We start from the raw sequence: 26,306 nt of genomic DNA, 5'->3' as shown, positions 1-26,306 counted from the left end.
GGCAGTTACCGTTACTCTCTCCCATCCGGACTATAACCGTCGGCCCCGGAATTACACCGGATCTGCTGACCTCTAACCGACCCAAAGGCTGGCTGAGCGCTCGCGGGCTTTCACCGTAGAAGATGATTTACCGCCGGTGGGGACTTTCACCCCGCCCTGAGAATAAGCGTTATGACTATAACGCTAATGATTATCCGAGGCAATTGGCAAAGCGTGCACTTATCATGCATATCGGCAAGGTGAAAGTTAGTTTATCCAGCGGGCAACTCGCATTACACTAGGCAACAGCCATTACATTCTGAAAGGGATACGCCATGATTGACCCGAAAAAAATTGAACAGATCGCACGCCAGGTACATGAATCCATGCCCAAGGGTGTCCGTGAATTCGGGGAAGACGTAGAAAAGAAAATCCGTCAGGTGCTGCAAGCGCAGCTGACCCGCCTGGACCTGGTCAATCGCGAAGAGTTTGACGTACAGACTCAGGTTCTGCTGCGCACGCGCGAAAAACTGGCTCTGCTGGAGCAGCGTCTGGCCGAGCTGGAAAGCAAGCAGACCGGCACGCCAAAGCAGGAAGAAGAATAAATCGCTTGCCGGATCGGGGCTGAACGCCGGTTCAGCCCTGTATTTCTTACGCCTTGCCGCGCGGCAACACCAGCCAAATCAGCACCAACATCGCCAGCGCGTAGAGACTTTTCCAGCCGATAATCACCAGCAACAGCAGGCACAGCAGCGTGCCAACCGCCGCCATCCAGCGCGAACGGCCCAATAAAATGCGGCAGCCCGCCAGCATGCACAGCAGATAAATCAGCACGAAGATTCCGTTGGCGTACACCAGCAGCGTGTCCAGCGGCAAATCAAGCGCGTAGATCAGCAAGGTAAACAGCAAGCAGCTGCCCACCACTGCGCTGAGCGCATTGACCGGTGCCTGTCCGGCGGACAATTGCGCCAAGGCGCTGCCGGGCTTGCTCTGCGCCTGCGACCACACCAGCCGGGCAAAACTCTGGGTATAGATATTCACGCTGGCGAAACAGGCCAGATAACCGATCACGCAGGCAATCCACAGCGCATGCTGGCCAAACAGCTGCACCACGATAGCGGGCAGCGAGGCCGCAGCCGCCTGGTGCTCACCGTAGGCGTGAAAGTGCAGCACCGCGACGGTACAGCCCCAGTACACCAGGCCGGCCACCAGCAGACCCAGCAGCAAAGCGCGCGGGAAGTCGCGTTCCGGCTGGCGAAACTCCGTCGCCAGATGCGCAAAGGCCTCCAGTCCGACGAAGCACCAGAACATCACCGCCAGGGCATGAAACAGCTTGGGAGGAGAAATCTCATCGAGCGCCGGCCAAGGAATATGCGCCGGTCTGATCCCACCTTTCCACCAGATGGCAGCCACCAGAGCCACCACCAGGATCGCGATCAGGGTTTGAATATTAGCGCTGGAGCCGGCGCTGCGGGTACCGAGCAACCAGATGGCCATCAGCGTGGCGATTTGCACCAGCAGCAGGCCGTTGGCACTCCACCCGAGCGTTGCCTGCCAGAAACCGGCGGCGATTTGCAAGGCGGCGGGCAAACCCACCGGGATCACCGACAGGAACAGCCAGGCGGTGACCTTGGCCATACGCGGACCAAACGCCATACCGACAAAATGCGCCGCACCGCCGGCGCTGGGGAAGTGACGTCCTAACGCGGCAAAGGCGATGGCAATCGGGAACACCAATGCAATCAGCAGCGGCCAGGCCCACAGGCTATCCCCCTGCGCCAGCTGGGCCGCTAACGCCGGCACGGCAAACACCCCGGTGCCGAGCAGCGAGGTGGACAACAGGCCCACTCCCTGCGCCAACCCCAGTTCCTGTTTTAATCCACTCACTGGCAACCACCGCAATCAGGGGCGTCAGGCACGCCCACGCAAGATGTTCTCGTTGCAGCGGCGTGATTAACCGCGCCCGTCCTTGATGGCTTTGATGATATTGGTCGTTGACAGACCATCTTCAAAGTTCAGCACTTTCACGTCGCCGCCGTTGGCCCACACTTCAGCGCTGCCAGCAATCTCTTCCGGTTTGTAATCGCCGCCTTTCACCAGCAGATCCGGCAGGATATCGGCGATCAGGCGCTGTGGCGTGTCTTCTTCAAACGGCACCACCCAATCGACCGCCTCCAACGCGCCCAGCACGATCATGCGGTTTTCCAACGCATTTACCGGGCGGGTTTCGCCCTTCAGGCGCTTGGTAGATGCATCGCTGTTGACCGCGACGATCAGGCGATCGCCCAGTTTGCGGGCATTGGCCAGGTAAGAGACGTGACCAGCATGCAGAATGTCGAAGATACCGTTGGTCATGACCACTTTTTCGCCGCGCTGGCGTGCCTGCGCCACCGCCTCTTTCAACTGTGCTTCGCTCATCACGCCAAAACCGGTTTCAGCTCGACCACGGATGGCATTTTCCAGCTCGATCGGCGAAACGGTGGAGGTCCCCAGCTTGCCGACCACCACGCCAGCGGCGGCGTTTGCCAGGAAACACGACTCTTCCAGCGTATTGCCGGCGGCCAGCGCCGCGGCCAATACGCCAATCACCGTGTCGCCGGCGCCGGTCACGTCGAACACTTCCTGCGCCTGCGTTGGCAGATGCAACGGCGGACGACCCGGTTGCAGCAGCGTCATGCCATGTTCCGAACGCGTCACCAGCAGCGCGGAAAGCTCGAAATCAGCCACCAGCTTCATGCCGCGTTGCACCAGCTCAGCTTCGTCCTTGCAGTGGCCCACCACCGCTTCAAACTCCGAAAGGTTTGGCGTGAGCAGCGTCGCGCCACGGTAGCGTTCAAAATCGGTGCCTTTGGGATCGATCAATACCGGCACCCCGGCGTCACGCGCCAGTTTGATCATGCCTTGCACCTTGCTCAGCGCGCCCTTGGCGTAATCGGACAGCACCAGTGCGCCAATCTGCGGCAGCGCCAGTTGAATGCGCTCCAGCATCGGCTGTGGATCGACGTTGGAAAAACCTTCTTCGAAATCAAGGCGAATAAGCTGCTGATTGCGAGACAGCACGCGCAGCTTGGTGATGGTCGGATGCGTCGGTACCGACACGAAGTCACAACGTACGTTGACTTCGTTGAGCTTGGCGCTCAGCGCACGCGCCGCATCGTCAATGCCGGTCAGGCCCACCAGGCGCGAGTTGGCGCCCAGCGAGGCAATGTTCATCGCGACGTTAGCCGCACCGCCGGGACGCTCTTCGATGGTATCCACCTTGACCACCGGTACCGGGGCTTCCGGTGAAATACGGCTGGTCGGCCCATACCAATAGCGATCCAACATGACGTCACCAACCACCAGTACACCGGCGCGGCGAAAATCAGGCAGTGTAACTTTCATCCGATAACTCCAAACAGGTCATAAAATTAATGGCGCCGATAGTATCACAGACGCCGTTGATACCAGCAAAAACCTGGTGTCTAACCCAGCCACTGGCTCCAGCTGGCGCGCACCTGTGCGCGCTCGGCGGTGAACAGTTCGCTGCTGACTTTGCCGGAGTGCTCCTGCAACGCCAGGTGATGAATTTCATCGCGCATGGTGACATAAGCGCGGGTCAACGCACGCGCTTCGTCTTCCGGCATGATGTCGTAATTGGCCATCAACTCGAAAATCCGCACGTTATCGGACCAGCGCGTCAGGCGCGGTTCGTCGGCGGCATAGCGTAAGACCAGATATTGGGCGATAAATTCGATATCCGTTATCCCCCCCTCATCCGCTTTGATATCAAACAGCTCGCGCTGCTTGTTGCCGAGGTGATTTCGCATTTTTTCGCGCATGTCGCGCACTTCCTGCTGCAACGTTGCGCCGACGCGCGTTTTGCAGAGGATCTGGCTGCGGATTTGATCGAAGCGTTGATGCAGTGCCGGATCGCCATACACGATACGCGCCCGCACCAATGCCTGGTGTTCCCAGGTCCAGGCTTCGTTCTGCTGATAATCGGCAAAGGCCTCCACGGTGCTGACCAGCATGCCGGCCGCGCCGGATGGCCGCAGACGTGCGTCCACCTCATACAGAATGCCGGACGAGGTTCGGGTGCTGAACAGGTGCATCACGCGCTGCGCCAAACGCAGATAGAACTGGCGGCCGTCAATGCAACGATCGCCGTCGGTCATCACGTCAGGCGGACAATCCAGCAGGAACACCAGATCGAGATCGGAACTGTAGCCCAGTTCCCAACCGCCCAGCTTGCCGTAGCCAATCACCGCGAACCCGCGACCTTCACGCTCTTGCAAGTGGGTCGGCTGGCCATAGCGTGCCACCATATCGTTCCACGCCTGTTGTACCACGGCGTCGATGATCGCCTCCGCCAGATAGGTTAAGTGATCGCTCACTTTCATTACCGGCAGCGCTTCGGCAATATCACCGGCGGCAATGCGCAACTGCTGCGCCTGCTTGAACTGCCGCAGCGCCTCCAGACGCTGTTCTTCGTCATCTTCCGGGACTCGCAGCAAATACTGCCGCAGCTCGCTGCGATAGGCATCCGGTGCTACCGGCTGGTAGAGCGTTGACGGGTCAAGCAGTTCATCCAGCAGCAGCGGATAGCGCGCCAATTGGCTGGCCACCATCGGCGACGCCGCGCACAGGCGAATCAGGTGGCTGAGCGCCGCCTGATACTCCACCAGCAGCTCCAGATAGGTGGTACGGGTGACGATGCTCAACAACAGCTGCGTCAGACGCACCAGCGCGGTCGGCGCGTCGTTGCGCTGGCAGACTGCCGCCAGCAAACGCGGCATCAGTTGATCCAGCACGTCGCGCCCGCGCGGCCCGATGGTACGCTTGTCCACATCGTGGCGGAATTCGGCGATGGTGCGCAACATCATGCTCCGCTCCTCGTCGTCCAGATGCGGCGTCAACGGTGCGATTTCCTGCTGTTCCAGGGCATCCTGCCACAGGCTGTGATAATGCTGATAGTGGGGATCTTCGCCGATATCGGGGCTGTCGTCGCCGATAAGCTGGTCAAACACCGCCCTGACCGCCTGCATATGGTACTCCAGACGTTGCAACAGGGTTGGCCAGTCGGCAACGCCCATGCCCCAGGCCAGTCGCGCCTGATCGAGCGCATCCTGCGGCAGGGTCTGGGTTTGCTGATCGGCTATCGCCTGCAACAGGTTTTCCAGACGACGCAGGAACAGATAGCCGTCGCTCAGTTGCACCACCTGCTCGGGTGGCAACAGCCCCAGTTCGCCCACCGCCTGCAGCGTCGGCAACAGCGCCCGCCCCTGCAATGCTGGCTCGCGCCCGCCTCGGATCAATTGAAACACCTGGGTGATAAATTCGATTTCGCGAATGCCGCCGGCTCCCAGCTTAATGTTGTCCTTTAGCCCACGGCGCCGCACTTCACGTGCAATCATGCCTTTCATATTGCGCAGCGACTGGATCACGCTGAAATCGATGTAGCGGCGGAACACGAACGGCCGCAGCATCTTGCGCAGCTCCTGGCTGTATGCATCGTCAAACCCGCCCATCAGACGCGCCTTGACCATCGCGTAGCGCTCCCAGTCGCGCCCCTGTTCCTGGTAATAGTCTTCCAGTGCGGCAAAGCTCATCACCAGCGGGCCGCTGTCGCCAAACGGCCGCAGGCGCATGTCGACGCGATAGACAAAACCGTCGATGGTTTGCTGATCCAGCGCTTTGATCAGCCGCTGACCGAGGCGCGTAAAGAATTGGGCGTTATCCAGCTGGCGCCGACCGCCTTCGGTCTGGCCATTTTCCGGGTAGGCGAAAATCAGATCGATATCCGAAGAAAAGTTCAGTTCGCCGCCGCCCAGTTTACCCATGCCAAGGATCAGCAGCGGCTGCGGCACGCCTTCGCCATTGCACGGCGTGCCCCATTCGCGACAGCAGGTTTGATACAGCCAGTCGCGTGCGCTGACGATCAGCGTTTCCGCCAATGCGCTCAGCTGGCGCAAGGTCTGTTCGGTGCTGCAGAGATTTTGCGCCTGCGCCCAGGCGATGCGCACCAGGGTTTCCCGTCGGAACAGGCGCAGTGTGCGCATCAGCGCTGCTTCATCAGGGACTTCTTCCAGCAGGTCTTGCAGCCAGGCGGTGTAATGCTGGCATTCGTCCGGCTGCGGCGGCTGCCTGCGCAAAGTATCCAGCCATTCCGGGTGGCTGAGCAGCATATCGCTGATAAAATCGCTCGACGCCAGGATCTGCTGTTCATGCGCGCCAAGGGTAAACTCTGCGCCCTGGATAGCATGGAAACGCTCAACGATCTGCTGCGCCTGGGCCTGCAAGAGGGCTGAAAGTGGCAACATAATGAATGCCTCTGACGGTGGCCTGCCACCGGCAGGCCAAAAGTGATTAACGAACCGCGCCGTTTAACCAGAATGGCGCATGGGATAAGGCGTTTTTGCGGCAACCTTCATACCAGCCCTGACGACGTTCGGCCACTGCCGCCTGCAGTTCGCGCCAGGCGGTGATGTATGGCTCGCTTTCGCTGTCTGGATAGGCGCCGGAAAGCAAGGCAAACGCCGCCAGCTGGCGCGTCAGGCGAGGCAATTGTTCCTGATATTCATCGTCATTCAGACTGCGGTTAAACGCCTCTTTCAACTCTGCTGCGCTGCGTCCCAGCATGATGTCGCAGAAACGCTTGAATGATCCCTCAAGCCTGGTGCGGGCCTTGGCATCGACAAAGGCGCGCCATGCACCGGTCACCAACCATGATGTAAGCGCCAACTTACATTGCAGGTACTCGACGCCGAAACACAGCTCCTGCGCTTCGGTGCTGCTGTCCTCCAACAACGGTTCCAGCGCGGTCAGTCGGTTACGCAGTTCGGCACTTGCCTTACGCGGCACCAGCCCGCCAAACACCACCAATATCTGACGTATCAGGGTAATGGCCTCAATAACGCCCTGCCGCGCTTTCACGTCGCCGCGCAGCCACAGCTCTTCGTGATACTGCCAATGGTTCAGCGCCAGTTCAAAACCGGCAATCATTCCTTGTTCAACGCTGGACTTTGCTGGCATTTTCAAGATATTCAACGGCCGCCGCTGGCGCTCGGGGTTGCCCTGTGCCAGATGATAGCCGCGTGCAGCCTTGCTCAGGCTCCCCTGACGCAGACCACCGTTCTGCGCCAGTTCGGCAGCCAGTTTCAGCACGTCGGCGGTATCACCCTGCTTGAGCTCCAGTTCAATTTCGCACAGCGGTTCCACCCGTTCGCCAGCACGCACCTCTCCCTGGTCGAGGCCAACCTCGATCAGGCTGTTATCGTAAGTGATCACCCACTTCTCACGTACAAAGTCGGTGCGGAACAGCGGCTGCAACCGCTGCTGTAGCGCGAACACATCACAGTCCTGCGGCCAGATGTCCGCCGGGAATTGTGCCAGCGCCAGTTCCGGTGCGGCGATCGCCACGTTGTATTCCGGCCGCTGATGCAAACCAGCGACTACCGAGCCGGCAGTTTTGATGGTCATCTCAAAGCGTTCGTCGAACCCCCGGATGCGCAGCCCCATATCGTGGCGGCGCAGAAAATTGTCGTCGGTTTCAAAGTAAATATTGGTCAGACGCTGCGGTGCAGAATGCTGGTGCGGCCATGCCGCCAACTGTGCCGGTAACGCGGCCACCGCGGCGGGAGTAGCAATAAATTTCAGTTCGATTTCAACGGTCATAAGTCTTTTACACCAATAAGTTACACGTTCGCGAGACGCTTCGTGGTAATGCGCCGACAAAACGGCGTTGCCGGCGACCGCACAGTGGCGATTATCTTACCGCGATTCCCGGCGGCTGAACCCTGCTGAATGCAGAAAAAACCTGTTACGCAATAAAATGGCGCACAACTCACAGAATCAGCCACAGTAAGATAGTTCTCATTCCGGTTTTGGCGTTGCGTCGTCAGACTGAAGCCTCTACTATCGTTCCATAAATTCACACAGAAACGATGAACTAATGCAGAAATTACGCCTAATTTGCCTCGCCGTGCTGAGCCTCAGCATCACTTGGGGCGCACATGCCGAAGATAAGCGCTATATCTCCGATGAATTGAATACTTACGTACACAGCGGCCCAGGTAATCAATACCGTATTGTCGGCACGTTGAACGCCGGCGACGAAGTCACGCTGTTAAGTGTGAATGACAGTACCAAATATGGCCAGATTCGCGATGCCAAAGGCCGCAGCGTGTGGATCCCGCTCGACCAGCTCAGCGAAACCCCCAGCCTGCGCACCCGAGTACCGGAACTGGAACAGCAGGTGAAAACCCTTACCGACAAGCTGGCGAACATCGACAACAGCTGGAACCAGCGTACGGCGGAAATGCAGCAGAAAGTGGCCGCCAGCGATGGCACCATCAGCGGGTTGCAGCAGGAAAACCAGGAGCTGAAAAACCAGTTGGTGGTTGCACAGAAAAAAGTCAACGCAGTTAACCTGCAACTCGACGACAAGCAGCGCACCATTATCCTGCAATGGTTCATGTACGGTGGCGGCGTAGCCGGTATCGGTCTGTTGCTTGGCCTGCTGTTGCCACACCTGATCCCACGCCGCAAAAACAACAATCGCTGGATGAACTGAGTTCCGTCAGCGTCACAGCCTGCGGACGCATGCCGATCGGTTAACGCCGTTCGGCATTTTTTATGCGCGCTGGCGCTGGTGACAACTGGCAGGCAGCAGCTAAGCCGAGTCGCGCTGCACCAGTTGGCCTGAAATGACAATCCGCTGTGCCGCCAATGACGGTTCGCCGATCTTTTTAAGCATCAGCGCGGCTGCCTGACGGCCGGTTTCATCGCTAGCGGAAGAAACGTAGGTAAATGAAGGGGATGTCAGGTTGATGTGCAGCATATCCTCAAAACCAACCAGTGAAACTTGCTGCGTCAGGAAGACGTCTTTGCCAATGGTGCGCCCCACCTGCTGCACGCCGCTGATACAGCCGATGATTGTCGCGGCGGAATGGCAGAGTACCGCGGTAATTTTATTACTGTTTTCTAATAACTTGCGAATTCCCGTTGCCGCCGACTGGGTATTTTCTTCACCGCATGGCGCCCAATCGTCACGAAACGGCAAGTCATACTGCTGCAGCGCGCTGCGGTAGCCCAACAGCCGCTCCTGCCGCAACAGGCACTGCGCATCGCCGCCCAGATAGGCAATGTTGCGATGACCGCGCTCAATCAGATAACGCGTGGCCCGACTGGCGGCATGGCGATTGTCACGCTCAATCAGGTCGCGATCGCCGTCCAGCAAGGATTCGGAAACCACCACCAACGGCAGCGCGCATTGCGCAATCGCCTGCGGCAACCGGCGGGAAAAAGGATTGGCAGACAGATAAATCACCCCCGCCACGCCCTGCTGGGCAAACGAGGTCAGGCATTGGCGGAGCTGCTTTTCGTCGTCCTGCGGCTGGCCCAGAAACACCATAAACCCCTGCTGTTCCAACTCGCGTACGATGCTGGCCATCACCTTGATGGAAAACGCATCGCTGAAGTTGCGGATGATGACGCCGATCAGATTGGACGTATTGGCTCGCAGATTGGCCGCCGCCACATTATGGACATAACCCAGCCGTTCAATGGCAGCCTGCACTTTTTCTTTGGTGGCGTCTGAAATCTTGCCCTTGCGCCGTAAAACCAAAGAAACGGTGGAAACCGAGACGCCAGCCAGCTGCGCTACATCGATAATGTTAACTTTTTTCATCCTGACTCGCGCACTCCGACACCGTTGCTGAAGACTGACATCATAAAGCCTCGCTGTTTGATACAGGAGGCTTTATTTTCATTGCGTTGACAGCATAACTACTTGCCGGTGAGGGTCGCCATGGTTTGCGCGATAAACTGTGCGCGCGCACCGAAAATCACCTGAACGCCCCGATCGCCGACAAACACCACGCCACGGGCGCCAACGGCGTTAAGGCCGTCCTTGTCAACCCGCTCCCCCTGTTTGACCTCCAGCCGCAGGCGGGTAATACAAGAGCCGACCGAGCTGATATTTTCTACGCCGCCAACCAGGGCGATAATCTCGGTCGCCAGTTCGCGATCGGTTTTATCGTTAGCCTCGGACATCACGTCGGTTCTCCCCGGCGTTTTGACATTAAAACGGCGGATAACAAAGCGGAAGGTGAAGTAGTAAATCAGCGCCATCGGCACCCCGACAATCACCGCGCTGAGGAAGTTGGTCTGATAACCGTTGAACGACGGCAGGATGCCGAACGAGATGTAGTCAATCAGCCCGGCGGAGAAGGATTTGGCGATATGTGCATGCAGCAGGTACATGCACATGTATGCCAGCCCCGCCATAATGGCGTTAAACACGTAAAGGATCGGCGCGACAAAGATAAAGGTGAACTCCACCGGTTCGGTAATCCCGGTCAGGAAACAGGTCAGCGCCGCAGAGAACAGAATACCGGAGGCGATTTTCTTGTTCTTGCTGTTGGCTTCATGGTACATCGCCAGGCAGGCCGCCGGCAGCGCGAACAGCATCAGTGGAAACTCGCCCTGCATGAACTTGCCGGCATCGTGGTAGCTGTCGCTGCTGAAGGACTTCACGCCTTCCGCCAGCATTTTAAACCAGATGGTCTGATCGCCGTGAATCACCTGACCGGTTTGCGTGGTGTAATCGCCGAACGAATACCAGAACGACGGATACCAGATATGATGCAGGCCCAATGGAATCAACGCGCGCTCCGTCAGGCCGAAAATAAAGGTCGATAACGCCTGGTTATCACCGTTGACCACCAGCGACAGCGCATCGATCGCCGATTGGATATATTGCCAAACCCAAGGCAACACCATGCCGAGCAGGAAAGACAGCAATGCGGTGGCGATGGCAACAAAGCGTTTCCCAGAGAAAAAACCAAGGAACTCGGGCAGTTGTAACGTATGGAAGCGGTTATAACACCAGGCGGCCAGAATACCGCAGATCAACCCGCCAAATACGCCCATCTGTAACGTGGGGATGCCCACCACCAGGGCATATTTACCGCCGCTGGCAGCCATTTCCGGCGTTATATGCAGCAGTGTGCCGATGGTGACGTTGACAATAAATACCGAGACGGCGGCAGACAGCGCCGCAATGCCGGACTCGGCCGCCAAGCCGACCGCCGAGCCGATGGCAAACAGCAGCGGCAGGTTGTCAAAAATCACCCCGCCGGCGTTCATCATCAACGGCAAATGAAATTTATCGCCAAATGCCAGTAGCAAACCGGCGGCCGGCAACAGTGAAATCGGCAGCATCAGCGCCCGACCGATCATTGAGAGTTTCGATAACGACTTGATAAAACCGGATACCATACCCATTGCTGTTCCCCCTGTCTTACGTTGTTTCGATGACACCTTGATGGCGATTCTTGTATTAGGTAGAACGTTCTAGTAGAACGTTCTACCTATAGTGAAACAACCGCTGCACGGCGGCAACGGGAAAGTGATTTCCGCCACCAGGGAGTAACAATATTTTGAACTCACGCAACGGAAACCCTACTCAGCACATGGGTTATTGATGCAGCAGCCCGCCGGCAATTCATGTAATCTGAGAGTTAGAGCCTTATTGCAGAATTCGGGAGTATGACAGTGAAAACTTATCTGGTCGGCGGCGCAGTGCGCGATCGCCTTCTCAAGATACCGGTCTTCGATCACGATTGGGTGGTGGTCGGCGCCACGCCAGAAGAATTATTGGCTCTGGGCTACCAACAGGTCGGCAGAGACTTTCCGGTATTCCTCAACCCCAACACGCACGAAGAGTATGCGCTGGCACGCACCGAGCGGAAATCCGGCCAGGGTTATACCGGCTTTGTCTGCCATGCCGCGCCGGATGTGACGCTGGAAGAGGATTTACAGCGCCGCGATCTGACCATCAATGCCATCGCACAAACCACCGACGGTGAACTGGTTGATCCCTATCACGGCGTCGACGATCTGAATGCGCGCGTATTACGCCACGTTTCCGCTGCATTTGGCGAAGATCCGCTGCGCGTGCTGCGCGTCGCGCGTTTTGCCGCCCGCTTCGCCCACCTCGGTTTCACCATCGCGCCGGAAACTGCCGCCCTGATGCGTCAAATGACCGACAGCGGCGAGCTGTCGGCGCTCACCGCCGAACGGGTGTGGAAAGAGACCGAGAAAGCCCTGCAGAGCGATAATCCGCAGGTGTACTTCCAGGTGCTGCGCGATTGCCACGCGCTGCAGGTGCTGTTCCCGGAAATCGATGCGCTGTTTGGCGTGCCGGCTCCCGAAAAATGGCACCCGGAAATCGATACCGGGGTGCATACGCTGATGACGCTGGCTATTGCCGCACGGCTCACTCCGGAGATAGACGTACGCTTCGCCGCACTGTGTCACGATCTCGGCAAGGGGCTAACGCCAAAGCAATACTGGCCGCATCATCACGGCCACGGACCGGCGGGGGTACGTCTGGTGGAACAGCTGTGCCAACGGTTACGGGTGCCAAACCCGATCCGCGATCTGAGCAAACTGGTGGCTGAATACCACGATCTGATTCATACCGTAAACAAACTACGGCCAGAAACCCTGCTGAAACTGTTCGATGCAATTGACGTGTGGCGCAAGCCACAGCGGCTGGAACAGATGATCCTCACCAGCGAGGCCGATGCGCGCGGTCGTACCGGTTTTGAAGAAAACCCCTATCCGCAAGGCGATTACCTGCGCGAAGCCTATCGGGTCGCTCTGGGGGTGGCGGTAAAAGAGGTGGTCGACAGCGGTTTTCAGGGGCTGGCAATCCGCGATGAAGTGAAGCGACGCCGCCAACAGGCACTGGCGCAATGGAAAAGCGCGCAGGATGGCGAAGCGCCACAGGCATAAAAAAACCCCGCCAATGGCGGGGTTTGCTTTTCCTGGCTGTGATTACATGAATACCATGTACACCACCGCCGCCACGATAAAGCGGTAAATGGCAAACGGAATGAACGAGATACGTTTAATCAGCGTCAGGAAGGTTTTAATCGCTATCAGCGCCACCACAAAGGCGGTGACGAAGCCGACCGCGAACATCGGCAAGTCGGCCAGCGTCAGGAAATGCAGACTCTTGTACAAATCCAGGCCGCTGGCGCCGATCATCATCGGTACGGCCAGAATGAAGGAAAATTCGGACGCGGCATAACGGCTGACACCCACCAGCATCCCGCCGGAAATGGTCGAACCGGAACGTGAAAAGCCCGGCCACAGCGCCAGACACTGGAAACAGCCGATCATGAATGCCTGACGATAGGTGATGTCGTCCAGGCCAACCGCACGCGGTTTTTTCGGCTTCAGCCACTCTGCGGCCAACAGCAGGAAACCACCGACAACCAGCGCGTACATGACGTTTTTCGGTTCAAACAACGACTTGATCACGTCGTGGAACACCAGCCCCAGCACCACCGCCGGTACCATCGCCAACAGGATGTGACCGAGTTTCAGCCGCCCCGCCGTATGGCCTTCATGCGCGACCGGCTTGCCACCGAAGTGGATACCAATCAAACCAAACAGTCGGCGCCAGAACATCACCACCACGGCCAGAATCGAGCCGAGCTGAATAATTACTTCAAACGTCTTGGCCTTGTCGCCGGTAAAGCCCAACCACTCGCCGACGATAATCATATGGCCGGTCGATGATACCGGCAGGAACTCCGTTAACCCTTCCACCACACCAAGTACAAATGCCACAAACAGTGAATGCATGTCCGCCATGTGCGCGCTTACCCCGTAATCTTCCGCTATAAACATAAAAAAGCGGCAGTGTTCAATACATTGCCGCTAAAACAATTCTGAGTTTCAGACCAAACTATCGATCTTTAGTTGCATCAGCATGACAGTTAATCAGGCCGGACGCGTGCCACGTTCAATGATCACACCAACGCGGCTAGCATGGGCAACCGCCCCCGGCTTGCTGACCTTAATACGGACCCACGGTGATTTAAAGCGTTGCAGCAACATTTCGGATATTTCCTCCGCGACCCGCTCGACCAGGGCAAAACGACCGGATTCAACGTGTTGGATCACCGCATCGCTGATATCGGCATAGCTCAGGCAGTCATTGACGTCATCGCTGGCGGCGGCCCGACGGTTATCCCAGCCCATTTCGATATCGAACACCAGTTTCTGGCGAATGGTCTGTTCCCAGTCATAAACGCCAATGGTGGTGATTACGGTAAGTTCTTCAATAAATACGATATCCATCACGTCATTCTCTGTTTTTGGCCTTGCCGGATACCACTTCCAGCGGAATATGCGTATTATCCATAGATGTTGCGAGTAAAACGACCATTATTAAACGGAACCGCGTTATGAGTGCTACCGCGCTTGGCATGATTATCTTCGCGTATCTGTGTGGCTCAATTTCCAGCGCGATCCTGGTTTGCCGGATCGCCAGGCTGCCCGATCCGCGTGAACATGGCTCAGGGAATCCCGGAGCAACCAACGTCCTGCGTATCGGCGGTCGCCTTGCGGCGGCGGCGGTGCTGATTTTTGACGTGCTGAAAGGGATGCTGCCGGTCTGGCTGGCCTACGAACTGAATATACCGCCGCTGTATCTCGGCCTGACGGCGATTGCCGCCTGTCTTGGCCACATCTATCCGGTGTTTTTCCACTTTCGCGGCGGCAAGGGCGTCGCCACGGCGTTCGGCGCCATTGCGCCCATTGGCTGGGATCTGACCGGGCTGATGACCGGCACCTGGTTACTGACGGTGCTACTGAGCGGGTATTCCTCGCTGGGAGCGATTGTCAGCGCGCTGATTGCGCCGTTTTACGTCTGGTGGTTCAAACCGCAGTTCACCTTTCCGGTGGCGATGCTGTCATGCCTGATATTGATGCGCCATCACGATAATATCCAGCGTCTGTGGCGTGGTCAGGAAGGAAAGATCTGGGGCAAGTTTCGCAAGAAAAAGCAGGATGCCGCCGAAGTGGCAGCGCAGGACATCAAGCAGGAAGACGATAAATAGAGAGCGTCAGGGACGGATTATCGCCGGCCCTGACGTTTGCCGTTATACCGCCGGCAGCTCGGCCAACGGCCAGCGTGGGCGCACCGAAACGCTCAACGCCGGATTGGCGCCGCTTTGCAACCGCACCATCCCCGCATAGGCAATCATCGCGCCGTTATCGGTACAAAATTCCGGACGGGCGTAGAACACCTCACCACCGCGCTTTTGCATCAGGTCCGCCAGCTTGGCGCGCAGCGTGCGATTGGCGCTAACGCCGCCGGCCATCACCAGCCGCTTGAAGCCGGTCTGTTCCAAGGCGCGTTTGCACTTGATGGCCAAGGTATCCACCACCGCATCCTCAAAGGCGCGGGCGATATCGGCTCGGGTTTGATCGTCATCACCGTTGGAGCGGATGGTATTGGCCGCAAAGGTCTTCAACCCCGAGAAACTGAAATCCAGCCCCGGGCGATCGGTCATCGGCCGCGGGAAAGTGAAACGCCCCGCAACGCCCTGTTGCGCCATTTTCGACAGCATCGGCCCGCCGGGATAGTCCAGCCCCAGCAATTTGGCGGTCTTGTCGAACGCCTCGCCGGCCGCGTCGTCAATAGACTCCCCCAGCAGTGCGTATTCACCGATGCCGGTCACGGCGATTAGCTGGGTATGGCCACCGGAGACCAGCAGCGCGACAAACGGAAATGCCGGTGGGTTATCCTCCAGCATCGGCGCCAGCAGGTGGCCTTCCATATGGTGCACCGGCACCGCCGGCACGTTCCAGGCAAACGCCAGCGCGCGACCAATGGTTGCCCCGACCAGCAATGCGCCCACCAGGCCAGGTCCGGCGGTGTAGGCTACGCCGTCGATGTCGGCAGCGGACAGATTGGCTTCTTTTAACGCCGCCTGGATCAGAGGCACGGTTTTCCGCACGTGATCGCGCGAGGCCAGCTCCGGCACTACGCCGCCGTAGTCCGCATGTAGCTTCACCTGACTGTATAATTGATTGGCTAACAAACCGGCGTGTTCGTCATAAACTGCAATTCCGGTTTCATCGCAGGACGTTTCTATACCCAGTACTCGCATTACCGTTCCCATCATTCACGTGCGGCCGCCAGTTTAGCACAAACCGCGTCATTTACCGCCAGCCGCACGCAGTTTGCCGCCGCCTGTCAACTATGTCGATGATTCCAGGAACAAATGTGCCGATGATTAAAAACGAGCAATTTTTTCTGATTAGTCTATAATCAGCGGCCGACGCAAAATTGCGCCATAATTGCTGAAGTGGCGTTCGGAATGGCGCACGGTGCGGTCGGGTTTCTCTTTGACTTGGTGCTTTACAAAGCAGCACCCATTGGAGTAAAATTCCGCACCATTTTGAAAAGGCTGGCGCTTGGCCAGCAGCAAACCGAATTCTATTGAGGTGAGAGGCACATGCCGGTAATTAAAGTACGTGAAAACGAGCCATTTGACGTTGCTCTGCGTCGTTTCAAGCGTTCCTGCGAAAAAGCAGGTGTTTTAGCTGAAGTTCGTCGTCGTGAGTTCTATGAAAAACCGACTACCGAACGTAAACGCGCTAAAGCTTCTGCTGTGAAACGTCACGCGAAGAAACTGGCTCGCGAAAACGCACGCCGCACTCGTCTGTATTAATCCTTCGGGGGTAACCCCGCCGCGTGATTTTTTCTTTTCCAAGAACACGCAGACTGAGTAGTTGCATACGAAGGCCGTGCTTTCCGAAAGGAATGCGCGGCTTGTTCTCGTTTATAGGCAGTCGAACCGAGGCTTATGGCTGGACGAATTCCGCGTGTATTTATCAATGACTTGCTGGCGCGCACCGACATCGTCGATCTGATCGACGCACGGGTGAAGCTCAAGAAGCAAGGCAAAAACTACCACGCGTGCTGCCCGTTCCACCACGAAAAAACGCCTTCGTTTACCGTTAATGGCGAAAAACAGTTCTATCACTGTTTTGGGTGTGGTGCACACGGCAACGCCGTCGATTTCCTGATGAATTACGACAGGCTGGAGTTTGTCGAAACCATCGAGGAACTGGCAACCATGCACGGGCTGGAAGTGCCTTACGAGGCAGGCACCGGGCCGACCCAGATCGAACGCCATCAGCGGCAAAGTCTTTATCAACTGATGGAACAGCTCAGCGCGTTCTATCAACAGTCAATGCATCAGCCCAATGGCAAGCAGGCGCGCGATTACCTGCAACAGCGCGGGTTGAGCGACGACGTTATCCGTCATTTTGCCATCGGCTTCGCACCCGCCGGCTGGGATAACGCCCTGAAACGTTTTGGCCGCGACCCCGACAGCCGGGCGGCATTGAACGATGCCGGCATGCTGGTGACTAACGATCAAGGTCGAACGTACGATCGTTTCCGCGAGCGCGTCATGTTCCCGATCCGCGACAAGCGCGGACGCGTGATCGCCTTTGGCGGCCGCGTACTGGGTGATGGTATGCCAAAATACCTGAACTCGCCGGAAACCGAAGTATTCCACAAGGGCCGTCAGTTGTACGGCCTGTATGAAGCACAGCAGAGCCATCCGACCCTGCAGCGTTTGCTGGTGGTGGAAGGTTATATGGACGTGGTGGCGTTGGCGCAGTTCGGCATCGATTATGCCGTCGCCTCGCTCGGAACCTCGACAACGGCTGACCATATCCAGCTGTTGTTCCGCGCCACTGATAACGTGGTCTGCTGTTATGACGGCGACCGTGCCGGCCGGGAAGCAGCCTGGCGTGCGCTGGAAACTGCACTGCCCTACCTCAATGATGGGCGGCAGTTGCGGTTCATGTTTTTGCCCGACGGTGAAGACCCGGACACATTGATACGCAAAGAAGGCAAGCAGGCGTTTGAACAGCGGATGGAGCAGGCACAGCCGCTTTCCACCTTCCTGTTTGAAAGCCTGATGCCGCAGGTCGATCTGAGCAGCCCCGACGGGCGTGCCAAGCTGAGCACGCTGGCGCTGCCGCTGATCACCCAGGTGCCCGGTGAGACGCTGCGTTTGTATCTGCGTCAACAGCTTGGCAGCAAACTGGGACTGCTGGACGACAGCCAGCTCGACAAGCTGATGCCCAAGCAGGCGGAAAATGGCAATAGTTATCAGCCTCCCCAGCTAAAACGCACAACCATGCGTATACTGATAGGGTTACTGGTACAGAATCCGCACTTGGCCACGCTGGTTCCGGCGCTGGAAGGGCTGGAGCAGACCAGGCAGCCAGGACTGCCGCTGTTTGTCGAACTGGTGCAAACCTGCCTGTCGCAGCCGGGCCTGACTACCGGGCAGCTGTTAGAGCTGTATCGCGACAACAAATTCAGCCAGCAGCTTGAAACTCTGGCTACGTGGAACCATATGATCATTGAGGATATGGTTGAACAAACATTTTTAGATACGCTGGCCAGCCTGTATGACTCGGTGCTCGAGCAGCGGCTGGAAACGTTGATAGCCCAGGCCAGAACGCACGGCCTGAGCCCGGAGGAACGGGAAGAAGTCCGTTCGCTCAATCAAGTGTTAGCAAAGAAAAACTGAATCTGGACAACATTATTTGCGTTTCAGGCGGGCGAAAAACGTACGCTCTCCGGTGAATTGACTACAGTCAGTGACTCGGGACAGGAAAAGCGCCTTCTCCTGCAACGTGAAGCATGAAGCATACAAACGGCTTAAGTGCCGATAAAAGCGAGGGCAAAGCCCTGCAAGATGCCGCCACAGTGGGCCGCGGCTATAACAAATACGCCCCAAATGCTATTGTTGGCGGTTTCGCCGACCGACACCAACCCAAATACTCTGAAGTGTGGATACCGTCTTATGGAGCAAAACCCGCAGTCACAGCTGAAGCTACTTGTCACCCGTGGTAAGGAGCAAGGCTATCTGACCTATGCTGAGGTCAATGACCATCTGCCGGAAGATATCGTCGACTCCGACCAGATCGAAGACATCATCCAGATGATTAATGACATGGGCATCCAGGTGATGGAAGAAGCACCGGACGCCGATGACCTGTTGCTTGCTGAAAACTCGAACAGCACCGACGAAGACGCAGAAGAAGCCGCCGCTCAGGTACTGTCCAGCGTTGAGTCCGAGATTGGCCGCACCACTGACCCGGTTCGCATGTACATGCGTGAAATGGGTACCGTTGAACTGCTGACGCGCGAAGGCGAAATCGACATTGCCAAACGCATTGAAGACGGTATCAATCAGGTGCAGTGCTCGGTCGCCGAATACCCGGAAGCCATTACCTATCTGCTGGAGCAGTACGATCGCGTTGAAGCGGGCGAATCTCGCCTGTCCGATCTGATCACCGGCTTTGTCGATCCGAACGCGGAAGAGGACATCGCTCCTACCGCGACGCACATCGGTTCTGAGCTGTCGACCGAAGAGCAAAGCGACGACGAAGAAGAAGACGACGACGACGACGCCGAAGACGACAACAGCATCGATCCGGAACTGGCGCGCCAGAAATTCACCGAGTTGCGCGAGCAGTATGAAGCGACCCGTCAGGTCATCAAGACCAACGGCCGCAGCCACGCCAGCGCAGCCGAAGAAATTCTGAAGCTGTCTGACGTATTCAAGCAGTTCCGCCTGGTGCCGAAGCAGTTCGACTTCCTGGTCAACAGCATGCGTACCATGATGGATCGCGTCCGTACCCAGGAACGCATCATCATGAAGCTGTGCGTTGAGCAGTGCAAAATGCCGAAGAAAAACTTCGTCACGCTGTTCGCCGGCAATGAAACCAGTGACTCCTGGTTCGAAGCAGCATTGGCGATGGCCAAGCCCTGGTCCGAAAAACTGAAAGACGTGGCGGAAGACGTGCAGCGCAGCCTGCAAAAACTGCGTCAGATTGAAGAAGAGACCGGCCTGACCATCGAGCAGGTAAAAGACATCAACCGTCGCATGTCGATCGGCGAAGCGAAGGCCCGTCGCGCGAAGAAAGAAATGGTTGAAGCGAACTTGCGTCTGGTTATTTCCATCGCCAAGAAATACACCAACCGCGGTCTGCAATTCCTGGATCTGATTCAGGAAGGCAACATCGGTCTGATGAAAGCCGTCGACAAGTTCGAATACCGCCGCGGCTATAAGTTCTCGACCTATGCCACCTGGTGGATCCGTCAGGCCATCACCCGCTCTATCGCCGATCAGGCGCGCACCATCCGTATTCCGGTGCATATGATTGAGACCATCAACAAGCTCAATCGTATTTCGCGTCAGATGCTGCAAGAGATGGGCCGTGAGCCAACGCCGGAAGAGCTGGCAGAACGCATGTTGATGCCGGAAGACAAAATCCGCAAGGTGCTGAAGATCGCCAAAGAGCCGATCTCCATGGAAACGCCGATTGGTGATGATGAAGATTCACATCTGGGCGATTTCATCGAGGATACCACCCTTGAGCTGCCGCTGGATTCCGCCACATCGGAAAGCCTGCGCTCCGCCACGCACGACGTGCTGGCTGGCCTGACCGCCCGTGAAGCGAAAGTGCTGCGTATGCGTTTCGGTATCGATATGAACACTGACCACACGCTGGAAGAAGTGGGCAAACAGTTTGACGTTACCCGTGAGCGTATTCGCCAGATCGAAGCGAAGGCGTTGCGCAAACTGCGCCACCCAAGCCGTTCTGAAGTACTGCGCAGCTTCCTGGACGATTAATCCAGGTTGTTATTGCTGTATAAAAACCCCGGCCTGCCGGGGTTTTTTATTGCCCGATTTTCAGCGCCAGCGCCAGTTCACGGTAACTTGCGGTCAGTTGTTCGAGCGTGGCGCGATTTAGCCCGCTGGGGTTGGGCAGCACCCATACCTCGGTATCGCCAATCGTCACCGCCTGCCGCCCCCAGGCAACGTTACGAATGCCGAACGCGTCGCTGAACGCCTGCTTGCCAAGGATCGCCAATGCACGTGGCCGATTGTGCAGGATCTTTGCTTTTAACGCCTCACCGCCGTGACGCAACTCGTCGCGCGCCAGTTCGCTGGCCGCCACCGTTGGCCGTGCCACCAGTGCCGTAATACCACAGCCATACTCCGGCAGCCGCTGCCACTGTTCCGGCGCCAGTTGCACCGCGGTGAACCCCGCCAGATGAATCACCTTCCAAAAGCGGTTGCTGGCATTGGCAAAAGGGTAGCCGCGCTGCGCCGAAGAAAGGCCGGGATTGATGCCGCAAAATACCACCTGCAGATTTGGGAGCAGAAGTTCCATGATAGCCAACGGTCCTTACCTGGGATTTATGAAGGTTATCGCAAAATCCGCCAACAATTACAACAAGCTACCACTGCGCAGAAAAACGCCATCCGGATGAATGGCAGTAGACCTACCCCGTCACCTTGCCGTATAATCTCGCCCGCATGGCCCCTTAGCTCAGTGGTTAGAGCAGGCGACTCATAATCGCTTGGTCGCTGGTTCAAACCCAGCAGGGGCCACCAAATTTTAGATTTAAAATCATATAATTAAGCCACCCACTGCGGTGGCTTTTTTGTGTGTGCCGGGCATGCTCAGCAGCGTGGGGGTGAAAGTCCCCTGTCCAGCCTGATGGTGGTGAAGGACTAGCGAAGCGCAAGGGCGTCGTCGTGAGGCGGGGTCAGAAAGATGAGGATCTCTGATTTAGCACTGCACTGATTTTTGGCCAGGGTCAAAAAGGCCGAAAACTCTACTTTACGCCGGTACTGAACAAAGGGAAGAGATCAAAGTGATGAAACGAATGGCCTATGGATACCAGGATAACGCCTATCTCTTCCTGAAGATCAAAGCAGTGTTCCCCGGTAAAACGCGATGAACCTTAAAAAGGCGTCACCGGGTTACCTCCATTTTTAGCAGAGTTTAAATCTATTAAATCAACTTCATTTTTTCTGCTATCGTTTTTTTAATTCCGTCAGCAAACTCTGGATATAAAGCAAAATTACACTCGATTTGATAAACAATTTTTACCTCGTCGATGATGTTAAACCTGGCCATCACACCATTATCCAGCAGAATAACCCCTTCATCGTCAATATCAGTATGCAGATAGGTTTTATAATCGGCGCCCTGTACGTCAAGGGTGGCAATAAACGCCTCAGCAGTTAATCGGCCCTCATACAGCCGAAGAGCATCAGCAAAAAAAACACGATTGTTAAAATATAGCTTTACCTCCAGCGCGCCATAATCGGTGAGACTAGCGTCGAATGAAAATATCTCGCTGTATCCCGCTTCGCCGGACGAATCATCACATTGCCCCTTGACAGTTGCATACGCCAGATCAATTTCTCTGTTATCCGTAGTAAAGAGGTAACCATCCCGTACGTATTTTTCTACCAGCTGATTTAAGCTGCCATTTTGCTTTAAATAATCTTTTATCTGCATGGGTTGGTTCCTTTGGCCTTATGCTCTTCTAAAACGGCCTTCACCGTTTTAATCTGTTTTAAACGATCCGCCGTCATTGAGCTAGCGGGTAAATCTATGCCACCCTGTGCGGCAGAGATCAAACGTGAGATATTTTTAGGATCATCAAGATAATTTTTTATTGATGCCTGTATTTTTCTCCATTGACTCGCACTGACACTGTCCGCAGCTTTATCGGCCGGTTCGACGGCTAAGTTGAGGACCGCTTTGGTCTTAGGATCGATATCGCCAGGCACCAAGCTGACATGGCCGCCTTTTGCTGGTAACCCTGGACCATGAACATTGACGTGTACGCCTCTGGCAGGTATGTCGGTCGCCGCTGAATTGGCTGAGATGGTATAGTCGTCTTTTTTTAATCCCCAGGGATCCGCCCACCCCAAAGGATTCGGCGCATAGCGATACGGGTTGACGCCCCCCACCAACCCAATCGGATCCTGGCTGATATATCCCCCCAACTGCGGATCGTAATAACGGTAGCGGTTATAGTGCAACCCGGTTTCGCCATCGAAATACTGCCCCTGGAAGCGCAGCGGATTGGCTAGTTTGTTAGCATACACCGTACCGGGTTCGCCCCAGACGCCACAGCATTGCGACCAGACAACTTCACCGCCGCCGTCGGTCAGCCGCAGCGGCGCGCCGTTCGGATCGCAATGATAATGGTAACTGCTGCGCTGCCCGTCTTGCTGCGTCAACAGGGCAAACGGCCGGAAACTGCCGGGATAGTAGACGTATTCTCGCAACCTGTTAAAGAGCGCCGCCTGTATCTTCTGCCGCCGCAGTCGGCCGGCGACATCGTGCAGCGGCAGCGGGCCAATCCCCTGCCCGGCAGGCGTGGCGACCTCCGCCAGTAAAGCATCACCCTGCCAGTAAAACCAGTGGGTTTCCCGTGGCGTCTGCTTGCATACCCGCCTGCCCAGCCCATCATAGGCATAATGCGTCACACTGTCGCCCTGATGCACGGCGATCAACTGCTGGCTTTCATCCCAGACGAAATCCTGCCTGCTGCCGTCACTATAACGGCGCTGGCGCAGGTTGCCGGTACGATCAAAAACATAGCGCGTATCATTATGCCAGCCTTCGCGGAACCATCCCTCTGGCGTGTCGTTCAGCGCGCGTACCGTCAGCGCCAGCCGGTTGCCGGCCGCATCACAGACAAACCGGCGAATGTTTTCCGCCGGATCAATATGCACCAGCAAACGCCCGTCGGCATCATAACGATAACGGTCCCGTCCCCAGCGACTGTCGTCCCGTTCCAGCATATTGCCCTGACGATCGTAGCGGTAGCCGGTTGAGAACAAGGGCTGCTCGTTTTGCAGCATCCGCTGTGCGATAAGCTGGCCGTCCCCGTCATATTCCAACTGGCGTTCCAGTTCGGCGCTGAGCCGCTCGGTGCACAACCTGCCCGTCACGTCATAGACCAGCTCTACCGCGGGATCGTCATTCAGGCCGATCGATGCCAGCAGTCCGGCGTCGTTCCAGCCAAATGCCACCCGATGGCCAGCATCGCTCTCGCGCAGTATGCGCTGCCCGGCGTCATTGTAATGGTGTCTGACGGTAAAACCGTCTTGCCGCTCCGCCAGCAGCCTGCCGGCGGCGTCGTAACGCCATTCCAACTGCCGCCAGCGGTTTTCGCACTGGATCAGTTGGCCGATGGCGTCATAGCGATAACGTGTCAGCAAAGCCTCGCCGCTGCGTTTCTCCTGTAACCGGCCAGCCCGATCGTAACCGTAGTCCAGCGTTCGCCCCTGCGGATCGGTGCGCCGCTGCAAACGGCCACAGCCATCCCATTGATAGCCGGTCGCCTGCCCCCAATAATCGCGTTCCTCGACCACCCGCCCCAGCCCATCGCGCCGCAAACACCACGTCTGCCCCAGCGGATTGACCACCGCCGTCAGTTGGTCTTCGGTGTCATACTGATACGCTACCCGTTCTCCCTCTGGCGTCAGGCATTCAGTGACCATGCCGGTGGCGTTATAACGCAGCAGAATCTGCTGCCCCGCTTCGTCGCGATAGCATACCGGTTGATCTTCACGATCGTATTCGATCGCCAGCCGTTTTCCATCCGCCGCAAGCACCTGCAACAGGCGATCTTTTGCGTCATATTCATAACGGGTCTGCTGACCAAGTTCGTCGGTTTTCACACGCAGATTACCGCGCAGATCGTAGCGGAGCTGCAATTGCTGTCCGTGATTGCTGGACAAAGCTTGCAAAAAGCCATAACGATCGTACTCACAGCGTTGCCGCTCGCCGTCGGCGGCCAAGAGTGCGATCGGCTGCCCCAGCTCATCATAACGGTAGCGGTGGGTCACGCCGGTCGGATCGCGTTGCGCCAGCAGGTTGCCCCGTTGGTCGTGTTCCATGAACCACTGGGCACCCTTCGCGTCAGACAATGCTACCAGCTGCGCCAAATCGTTATACGCCAGACTGACCCGGCTGCCATCGGGCTGGATCATCGCCACGATCAACCCTAGCGCGTCATACTCCCATTGATAACGCCGACCATCCGGCTGGGTAACGCTTAACGGACGCCCAAAATCGTCATAGCTAAAGACCGTATTGCCCCCCAACGGATCGATCTCGCTAATCGGCAAACCGCTACTGTCAAAGCGGATATGAGAGGTATAGCCAAGCGAATCGGTGACTTCGACTTCGTTCAGCAAATCGTGGTAGATAAACTGATAGTCATACAGCCCGCCATCGCCCCAGGCGTGGATCACTCGCCATTGCGGGTCATAGGCATAGTGAAAACGCTGACCGTTACGATCCTGATGCTGAGTCATACGCCGGCGCTGATAGTCAAAGCGGCGCGCGGCGCCCAACGCGTCAATCTCTGCCGCCAGTTGGTTATCGGCATCATATTCATAGCGGGCCAGCGGCGAGTAAACACCGTTGAGCGCATCGTATAAACGCATCACGGTGATACGCTGGCGCTCGCTGGTGATATGCACCTCTCGCCCGCTGGCGCCCTGGACAGAATATTCCACCAGCCGTGTCAGTTGCCCCTGCTGACGAACCAGCCGCCAGCCGTTGCCGTTGCGGTCCCCCAGCGATGCCAACGGCATGACGCTGCCATCGTCAAAGCAATATGACACCCCGTCATTGTCTTCATAGATCCAGCTGCGCTGGCGGTTCTGCCGTTCCCACCATAGGCGGCCACCATCCGGCAAGCCTATCGCCGCATGCTCACGCCCCGGCCGATCGGGAATGTTGCCAAAGGCGGTGATCCCCTGTGGCCGGGTTAACAGCATTACGCCACTGTCGTCCCGTTCCAGACGAATATCCGCTGGCGTTGTCCAGCCATAGCCACAATAACCGGCATCATCGATATCCGCCGACGAATAGTGGCGAGCCCAGATCAGCGGCAACCGCCCCGGTAGTACGAAGTCTCGATGTTCCAGCGCCACGCTGCCATCGCGTATATCGACCGGTTCAGCGCGCAGCACCTTGCACTTGAGGAAGCCGGGATCCATGTTTTTAAACAGTTTTTGCCGCAGTTGCTGAAACTGCGTCATCAACTTGGCGTAGCCCGCGCTTTTCTTGAATTTCTTCAACCCTTTACCCAATCCACTCAACCCGGCGCGCATCAACAGCGCCATCACGTTGACGGTGGGGGGACCGCCGACCACTACCTGGTTAGGGAGCGCCAGGTTGAGCGTCAGCGGCATCATCAGCGACAGCGGTTTGGGCTTGGCCAGGCGCTTCGGCCGGAACGGCGGCATCATACCGATGAAGTTGCAGCTCAACACCGGCATGGTGATACGCGAGAACGGCTCGCCGTCAACGCGCACCGTTTTGCTGCCCATAAACAGTTCGTTGTCCAACTGTGGCCCACCCGGCACACGCAGCGGAGGCAGCCACGGGCCACCGATCGGAATATGCACCGCCAGCCCGCCGGTGCCGGCGCTGGCCCGTTTGATACCGTTGACGTTTACCGTGGTGCCAATCAGCGGCAGGTAATCAAAAACGTCAAACACCAGGGCGATGTGCGGCGTCGGCAACGGGCCAAACGGATAGGTATGAATATCTATCCCAAGCTGAGGGTCAAAGTGCGAACTGGAGTGCATAGGCCGAACCTCAGTGTTCCCCGG

The 26,306-nt window shown here is 57.0% G+C and carries 19 protein-coding genes, 1 tRNA gene and 1 riboswitch; of the genes, 8 read left to right on the top strand and 12 right to left on the bottom strand.

Annotation, left to right across the window (positions count from 1 at the left end; all coding sequences use genetic code 11):
- Positions 1-9 precede the first annotated feature (9 nt).
- Positions 10-168, bottom strand: a riboswitch (FMN riboswitch).
- A gap of 146 nt (positions 169-314) precedes the next feature.
- Positions 315-584 carry a ubiquinone biosynthesis accessory factor UbiK gene (ubiK, locus tag ACCC84_RS11485; protein ID WP_004958308.1) on the top strand — a complete coding sequence of 90 codons (270 nt, stop codon included), beginning with the start codon at positions 315-317 and terminating at the stop codon, positions 582-584.
- 46 nt (positions 585-630) lie between these two features.
- Here the strand turns inward: ubiK and yjeH are convergent, their stop codons facing one another.
- From yjeH to ACCC84_RS11465, 4 genes are all read right to left on the bottom strand, one after another.
- Entirely contained in the window at positions 631-1,866 is a 1,236-nt protein-coding gene (yjeH, locus tag ACCC84_RS11480) for an L-methionine/branched-chain amino acid transporter (protein WP_004958306.1), read from the bottom strand.
- A gap of 66 nt (positions 1,867-1,932) precedes the next feature.
- Positions 1,933-3,363, bottom strand: a complete 1,431-nt coding sequence (gene hldE / locus ACCC84_RS11475) for a bifunctional D-glycero-beta-D-manno-heptose-7-phosphate kinase/D-glycero-beta-D-manno-heptose 1-phosphate adenylyltransferase HldE (RefSeq protein WP_004958304.1) — start codon at positions 3,361-3,363, stop codon at positions 1,933-1,935.
- Between the two features lie 80 nt (positions 3,364-3,443).
- On the bottom strand, positions 3,444-6,281 hold the full coding sequence (gene glnE / locus ACCC84_RS11470; RefSeq protein WP_004958302.1) for a bifunctional [glutamate--ammonia ligase]-adenylyl-L-tyrosine phosphorylase/[glutamate--ammonia-ligase] adenylyltransferase: 2,838 nt from the start codon (positions 6,279-6,281) through the stop codon (positions 3,444-3,446).
- Between the two features lie 46 nt (positions 6,282-6,327).
- Positions 6,328-7,635, bottom strand: a complete 1,308-nt coding sequence (locus ACCC84_RS11465; protein WP_004958301.1) for a CYTH domain-containing protein — start codon at positions 7,633-7,635, stop codon at positions 6,328-6,330.
- 277 nt (positions 7,636-7,912) lie between these two features.
- Here ACCC84_RS11465 and ACCC84_RS11460 point away from each other — a divergent pair, with 277 nt between their 5' ends.
- The gene (locus ACCC84_RS11460) at positions 7,913-8,533 is read left to right on the top strand and encodes a TIGR04211 family SH3 domain-containing protein (protein WP_004958299.1); all 621 of its coding nucleotides are present in this window, start codon (positions 7,913-7,915) and stop codon (positions 8,531-8,533) included.
- 99 nt (positions 8,534-8,632) lie between these two features.
- Here ACCC84_RS11460 and malI read toward each other — a convergent pair whose 3' ends face one another.
- Both malI and ACCC84_RS11450 read right to left on the bottom strand, forming a co-directional pair.
- Positions 8,633-9,649, bottom strand: coding sequence for a Mal regulon transcriptional regulator MalI (gene malI, locus ACCC84_RS11455; protein WP_004958298.1), 1,017 nt, complete (start codon positions 9,647-9,649; stop codon positions 8,633-8,635).
- A gap of 98 nt (positions 9,650-9,747) precedes the next feature.
- The gene (locus ACCC84_RS11450; RefSeq protein ID WP_004958297.1) at positions 9,748-11,247 is read right to left on the bottom strand and encodes a PTS transporter subunit EIIC; all 1,500 of its coding nucleotides are present in this window, start codon (positions 11,245-11,247) and stop codon (positions 9,748-9,750) included.
- 270 nt (positions 11,248-11,517) lie between these two features.
- Here ACCC84_RS11450 and ACCC84_RS11445 point away from each other — a divergent pair, with 270 nt between their 5' ends.
- The gene (locus ACCC84_RS11445) at positions 11,518-12,762 is read left to right on the top strand and encodes a multifunctional CCA addition/repair protein (protein WP_039992535.1); all 1,245 of its coding nucleotides are present in this window, start codon (positions 11,518-11,520) and stop codon (positions 12,760-12,762) included.
- 42 nt (positions 12,763-12,804) lie between these two features.
- On the opposite strand, the gene bacA is transcribed toward ACCC84_RS11445, so the two are convergent.
- Positions 12,805-13,629, bottom strand: coding sequence for an undecaprenyl-diphosphate phosphatase (gene bacA / locus ACCC84_RS11440; RefSeq protein WP_039992534.1), 825 nt, complete (start codon positions 13,627-13,629; stop codon positions 12,805-12,807).
- A gap of 129 nt (positions 13,630-13,758) precedes the next feature.
- Positions 13,759-14,118, bottom strand: a complete 360-nt coding sequence (gene folB / locus ACCC84_RS11435; RefSeq protein WP_004958291.1) for a bifunctional dihydroneopterin aldolase/7,8-dihydroneopterin epimerase — start codon at positions 14,116-14,118, stop codon at positions 13,759-13,761.
- A gap of 107 nt (positions 14,119-14,225) precedes the next feature.
- On the opposite strand from folB, the gene plsY reads away from it, so the two are divergent.
- Complete coding sequence (gene plsY, locus ACCC84_RS11430) at positions 14,226-14,879, top strand: glycerol-3-phosphate 1-O-acyltransferase PlsY (protein WP_004958290.1); 654 nt, start codon at positions 14,226-14,228, stop codon at positions 14,877-14,879.
- A gap of 42 nt (positions 14,880-14,921) precedes the next feature.
- Here plsY and tsaD read toward each other — a convergent pair whose 3' ends face one another.
- Positions 14,922-15,935, bottom strand: coding sequence for a tRNA (adenosine(37)-N6)-threonylcarbamoyltransferase complex transferase subunit TsaD (gene tsaD, locus ACCC84_RS11425; RefSeq protein WP_371901920.1), 1,014 nt, complete (start codon positions 15,933-15,935; stop codon positions 14,922-14,924).
- A 348-nt stretch (positions 15,936-16,283) separates the two neighbouring features.
- Here tsaD and rpsU point away from each other — a divergent pair, with 348 nt between their 5' ends.
- The 3 genes from rpsU (at position 16,284) to rpoD (ending at position 20,495) form a co-directional block, all read left to right on the top strand.
- Positions 16,284-16,499, top strand: a complete 216-nt coding sequence (rpsU, locus tag ACCC84_RS11420; RefSeq protein WP_001144069.1) for a 30S ribosomal protein S21 — start codon at positions 16,284-16,286, stop codon at positions 16,497-16,499.
- Positions 16,500-16,634: 135 nt separating this feature from the next.
- Entirely contained in the window at positions 16,635-18,383 is a 1,749-nt protein-coding gene (dnaG, locus tag ACCC84_RS11415) for a DNA primase (protein ID WP_273869232.1), read from the top strand.
- A 276-nt stretch (positions 18,384-18,659) separates the two neighbouring features.
- The gene (gene rpoD / locus ACCC84_RS11410) at positions 18,660-20,495 is read left to right on the top strand and encodes an RNA polymerase sigma factor RpoD (protein WP_039991699.1); all 1,836 of its coding nucleotides are present in this window, start codon (positions 18,660-18,662) and stop codon (positions 20,493-20,495) included.
- A 46-nt stretch (positions 20,496-20,541) separates the two neighbouring features.
- Here the strand turns inward: rpoD and mug are convergent, their stop codons facing one another.
- The gene (gene mug / locus ACCC84_RS11405) at positions 20,542-21,039 is read right to left on the bottom strand and encodes a G/U mismatch-specific DNA glycosylase (RefSeq protein WP_004958279.1); all 498 of its coding nucleotides are present in this window, start codon (positions 21,037-21,039) and stop codon (positions 20,542-20,544) included.
- A 148-nt stretch (positions 21,040-21,187) separates the two neighbouring features.
- On the opposite strand from mug, the gene ACCC84_RS11400 reads away from it, so the two are divergent.
- Positions 21,188-21,263 (top strand) — tRNA-Ile (locus ACCC84_RS11400).
- Positions 21,264-21,666: 403 nt separating this feature from the next.
- On the opposite strand, the gene ACCC84_RS11395 is transcribed toward ACCC84_RS11400, so the two are convergent.
- Positions 21,667-22,179 (bottom strand): hypothetical protein, encoded by a 513-nt coding sequence (locus ACCC84_RS11395; protein ID WP_273869235.1) that lies wholly within the window; start codon positions 22,177-22,179, stop codon positions 21,667-21,669.
- Complete coding sequence (locus ACCC84_RS11390; protein ID WP_371901919.1) at positions 22,170-26,282, bottom strand: RHS repeat-associated core domain-containing protein; 4,113 nt, start codon at positions 26,280-26,282, stop codon at positions 22,170-22,172. Before ACCC84_RS11390 ends, ACCC84_RS11395 begins: the two co-directional genes overlap by 10 nt.
- Positions 26,283-26,306 lie beyond the last annotated feature (24 nt).

Source organism: Serratia odorifera (genome assembly GCF_041448735.1).
In the GTDB taxonomy this organism is placed as follows: domain Bacteria; phylum Pseudomonadota; class Gammaproteobacteria; order Enterobacterales; family Enterobacteriaceae; genus Serratia_F; species Serratia_F odorifera.
Note: the sequence above shows the minus strand (reverse complement) of the source record. Positions and strands in the feature narration are given on the sequence as shown.

Bases quoted from the DNA above. Each gene is read 5' to 3' on its own strand.
- plsY (WP_004958290.1), top strand. From the start codon at position 14,226: ATGAGTGCTACCGCGCTTGGCATGATTATCTTCGCGTATCTGTGTGGC.
- glnE (WP_004958302.1), bottom strand. From the start codon at position 6,281: ATGTTGCCACTTTCAGCCCTCTTGCAGGCCCAGGCGCAGCAGATCGTT.
- ACCC84_RS11460 (WP_004958299.1), top strand. From the start codon at position 7,913: ATGCAGAAATTACGCCTAATTTGCCTCGCCGTGCTGAGCCTCAGCATC.
- dnaG (WP_273869232.1), top strand. From the start codon at position 16,635: ATGGCTGGACGAATTCCGCGTGTATTTATCAATGACTTGCTGGCGCGC.
- mug (WP_004958279.1), bottom strand. From the start codon at position 21,039: ATGGAACTTCTGCTCCCAAATCTGCAGGTGGTATTTTGCGGCATCAAT.
- ubiK (WP_004958308.1), top strand. From the start codon at position 315: ATGATTGACCCGAAAAAAATTGAACAGATCGCACGCCAGGTACATGAA.
- bacA (WP_039992534.1), bottom strand. From the start codon at position 13,629: ATGGCGGACATGCATTCACTGTTTGTGGCATTTGTACTTGGTGTGGTG.
- tsaD (WP_371901920.1), bottom strand. From the start codon at position 15,935: ATGCGAGTACTGGGTATAGAAACGTCCTGCGATGAAACCGGAATTGCA.
- ACCC84_RS11465 (WP_004958301.1), bottom strand. From the start codon at position 7,635: ATGACCGTTGAAATCGAACTGAAATTTATTGCTACTCCCGCCGCGGTG.
- ACCC84_RS11390 (WP_371901919.1), bottom strand. From the start codon at position 26,282: ATGCACTCCAGTTCGCACTTTGACCCTCAGCTTGGGATAGATATTCAT.
- hldE (WP_004958304.1), bottom strand. From the start codon at position 3,363: ATGAAAGTTACACTGCCTGATTTTCGCCGCGCCGGTGTACTGGTGGTT.
- ACCC84_RS11395 (WP_273869235.1), bottom strand. From the start codon at position 22,179: ATGCAGATAAAAGATTATTTAAAGCAAAATGGCAGCTTAAATCAGCTG.
- rpoD (WP_039991699.1), top strand. From the start codon at position 18,660: ATGGAGCAAAACCCGCAGTCACAGCTGAAGCTACTTGTCACCCGTGGT.
- malI (WP_004958298.1), bottom strand. From the start codon at position 9,649: ATGAAAAAAGTTAACATTATCGATGTAGCGCAGCTGGCTGGCGTCTCG.
- ACCC84_RS11450 (WP_004958297.1), bottom strand. From the start codon at position 11,247: ATGGGTATGGTATCCGGTTTTATCAAGTCGTTATCGAAACTCTCAATG.
- folB (WP_004958291.1), bottom strand. From the start codon at position 14,118: ATGGATATCGTATTTATTGAAGAACTTACCGTAATCACCACCATTGGC.
- rpsU (WP_001144069.1), top strand. From the start codon at position 16,284: ATGCCGGTAATTAAAGTACGTGAAAACGAGCCATTTGACGTTGCTCTG.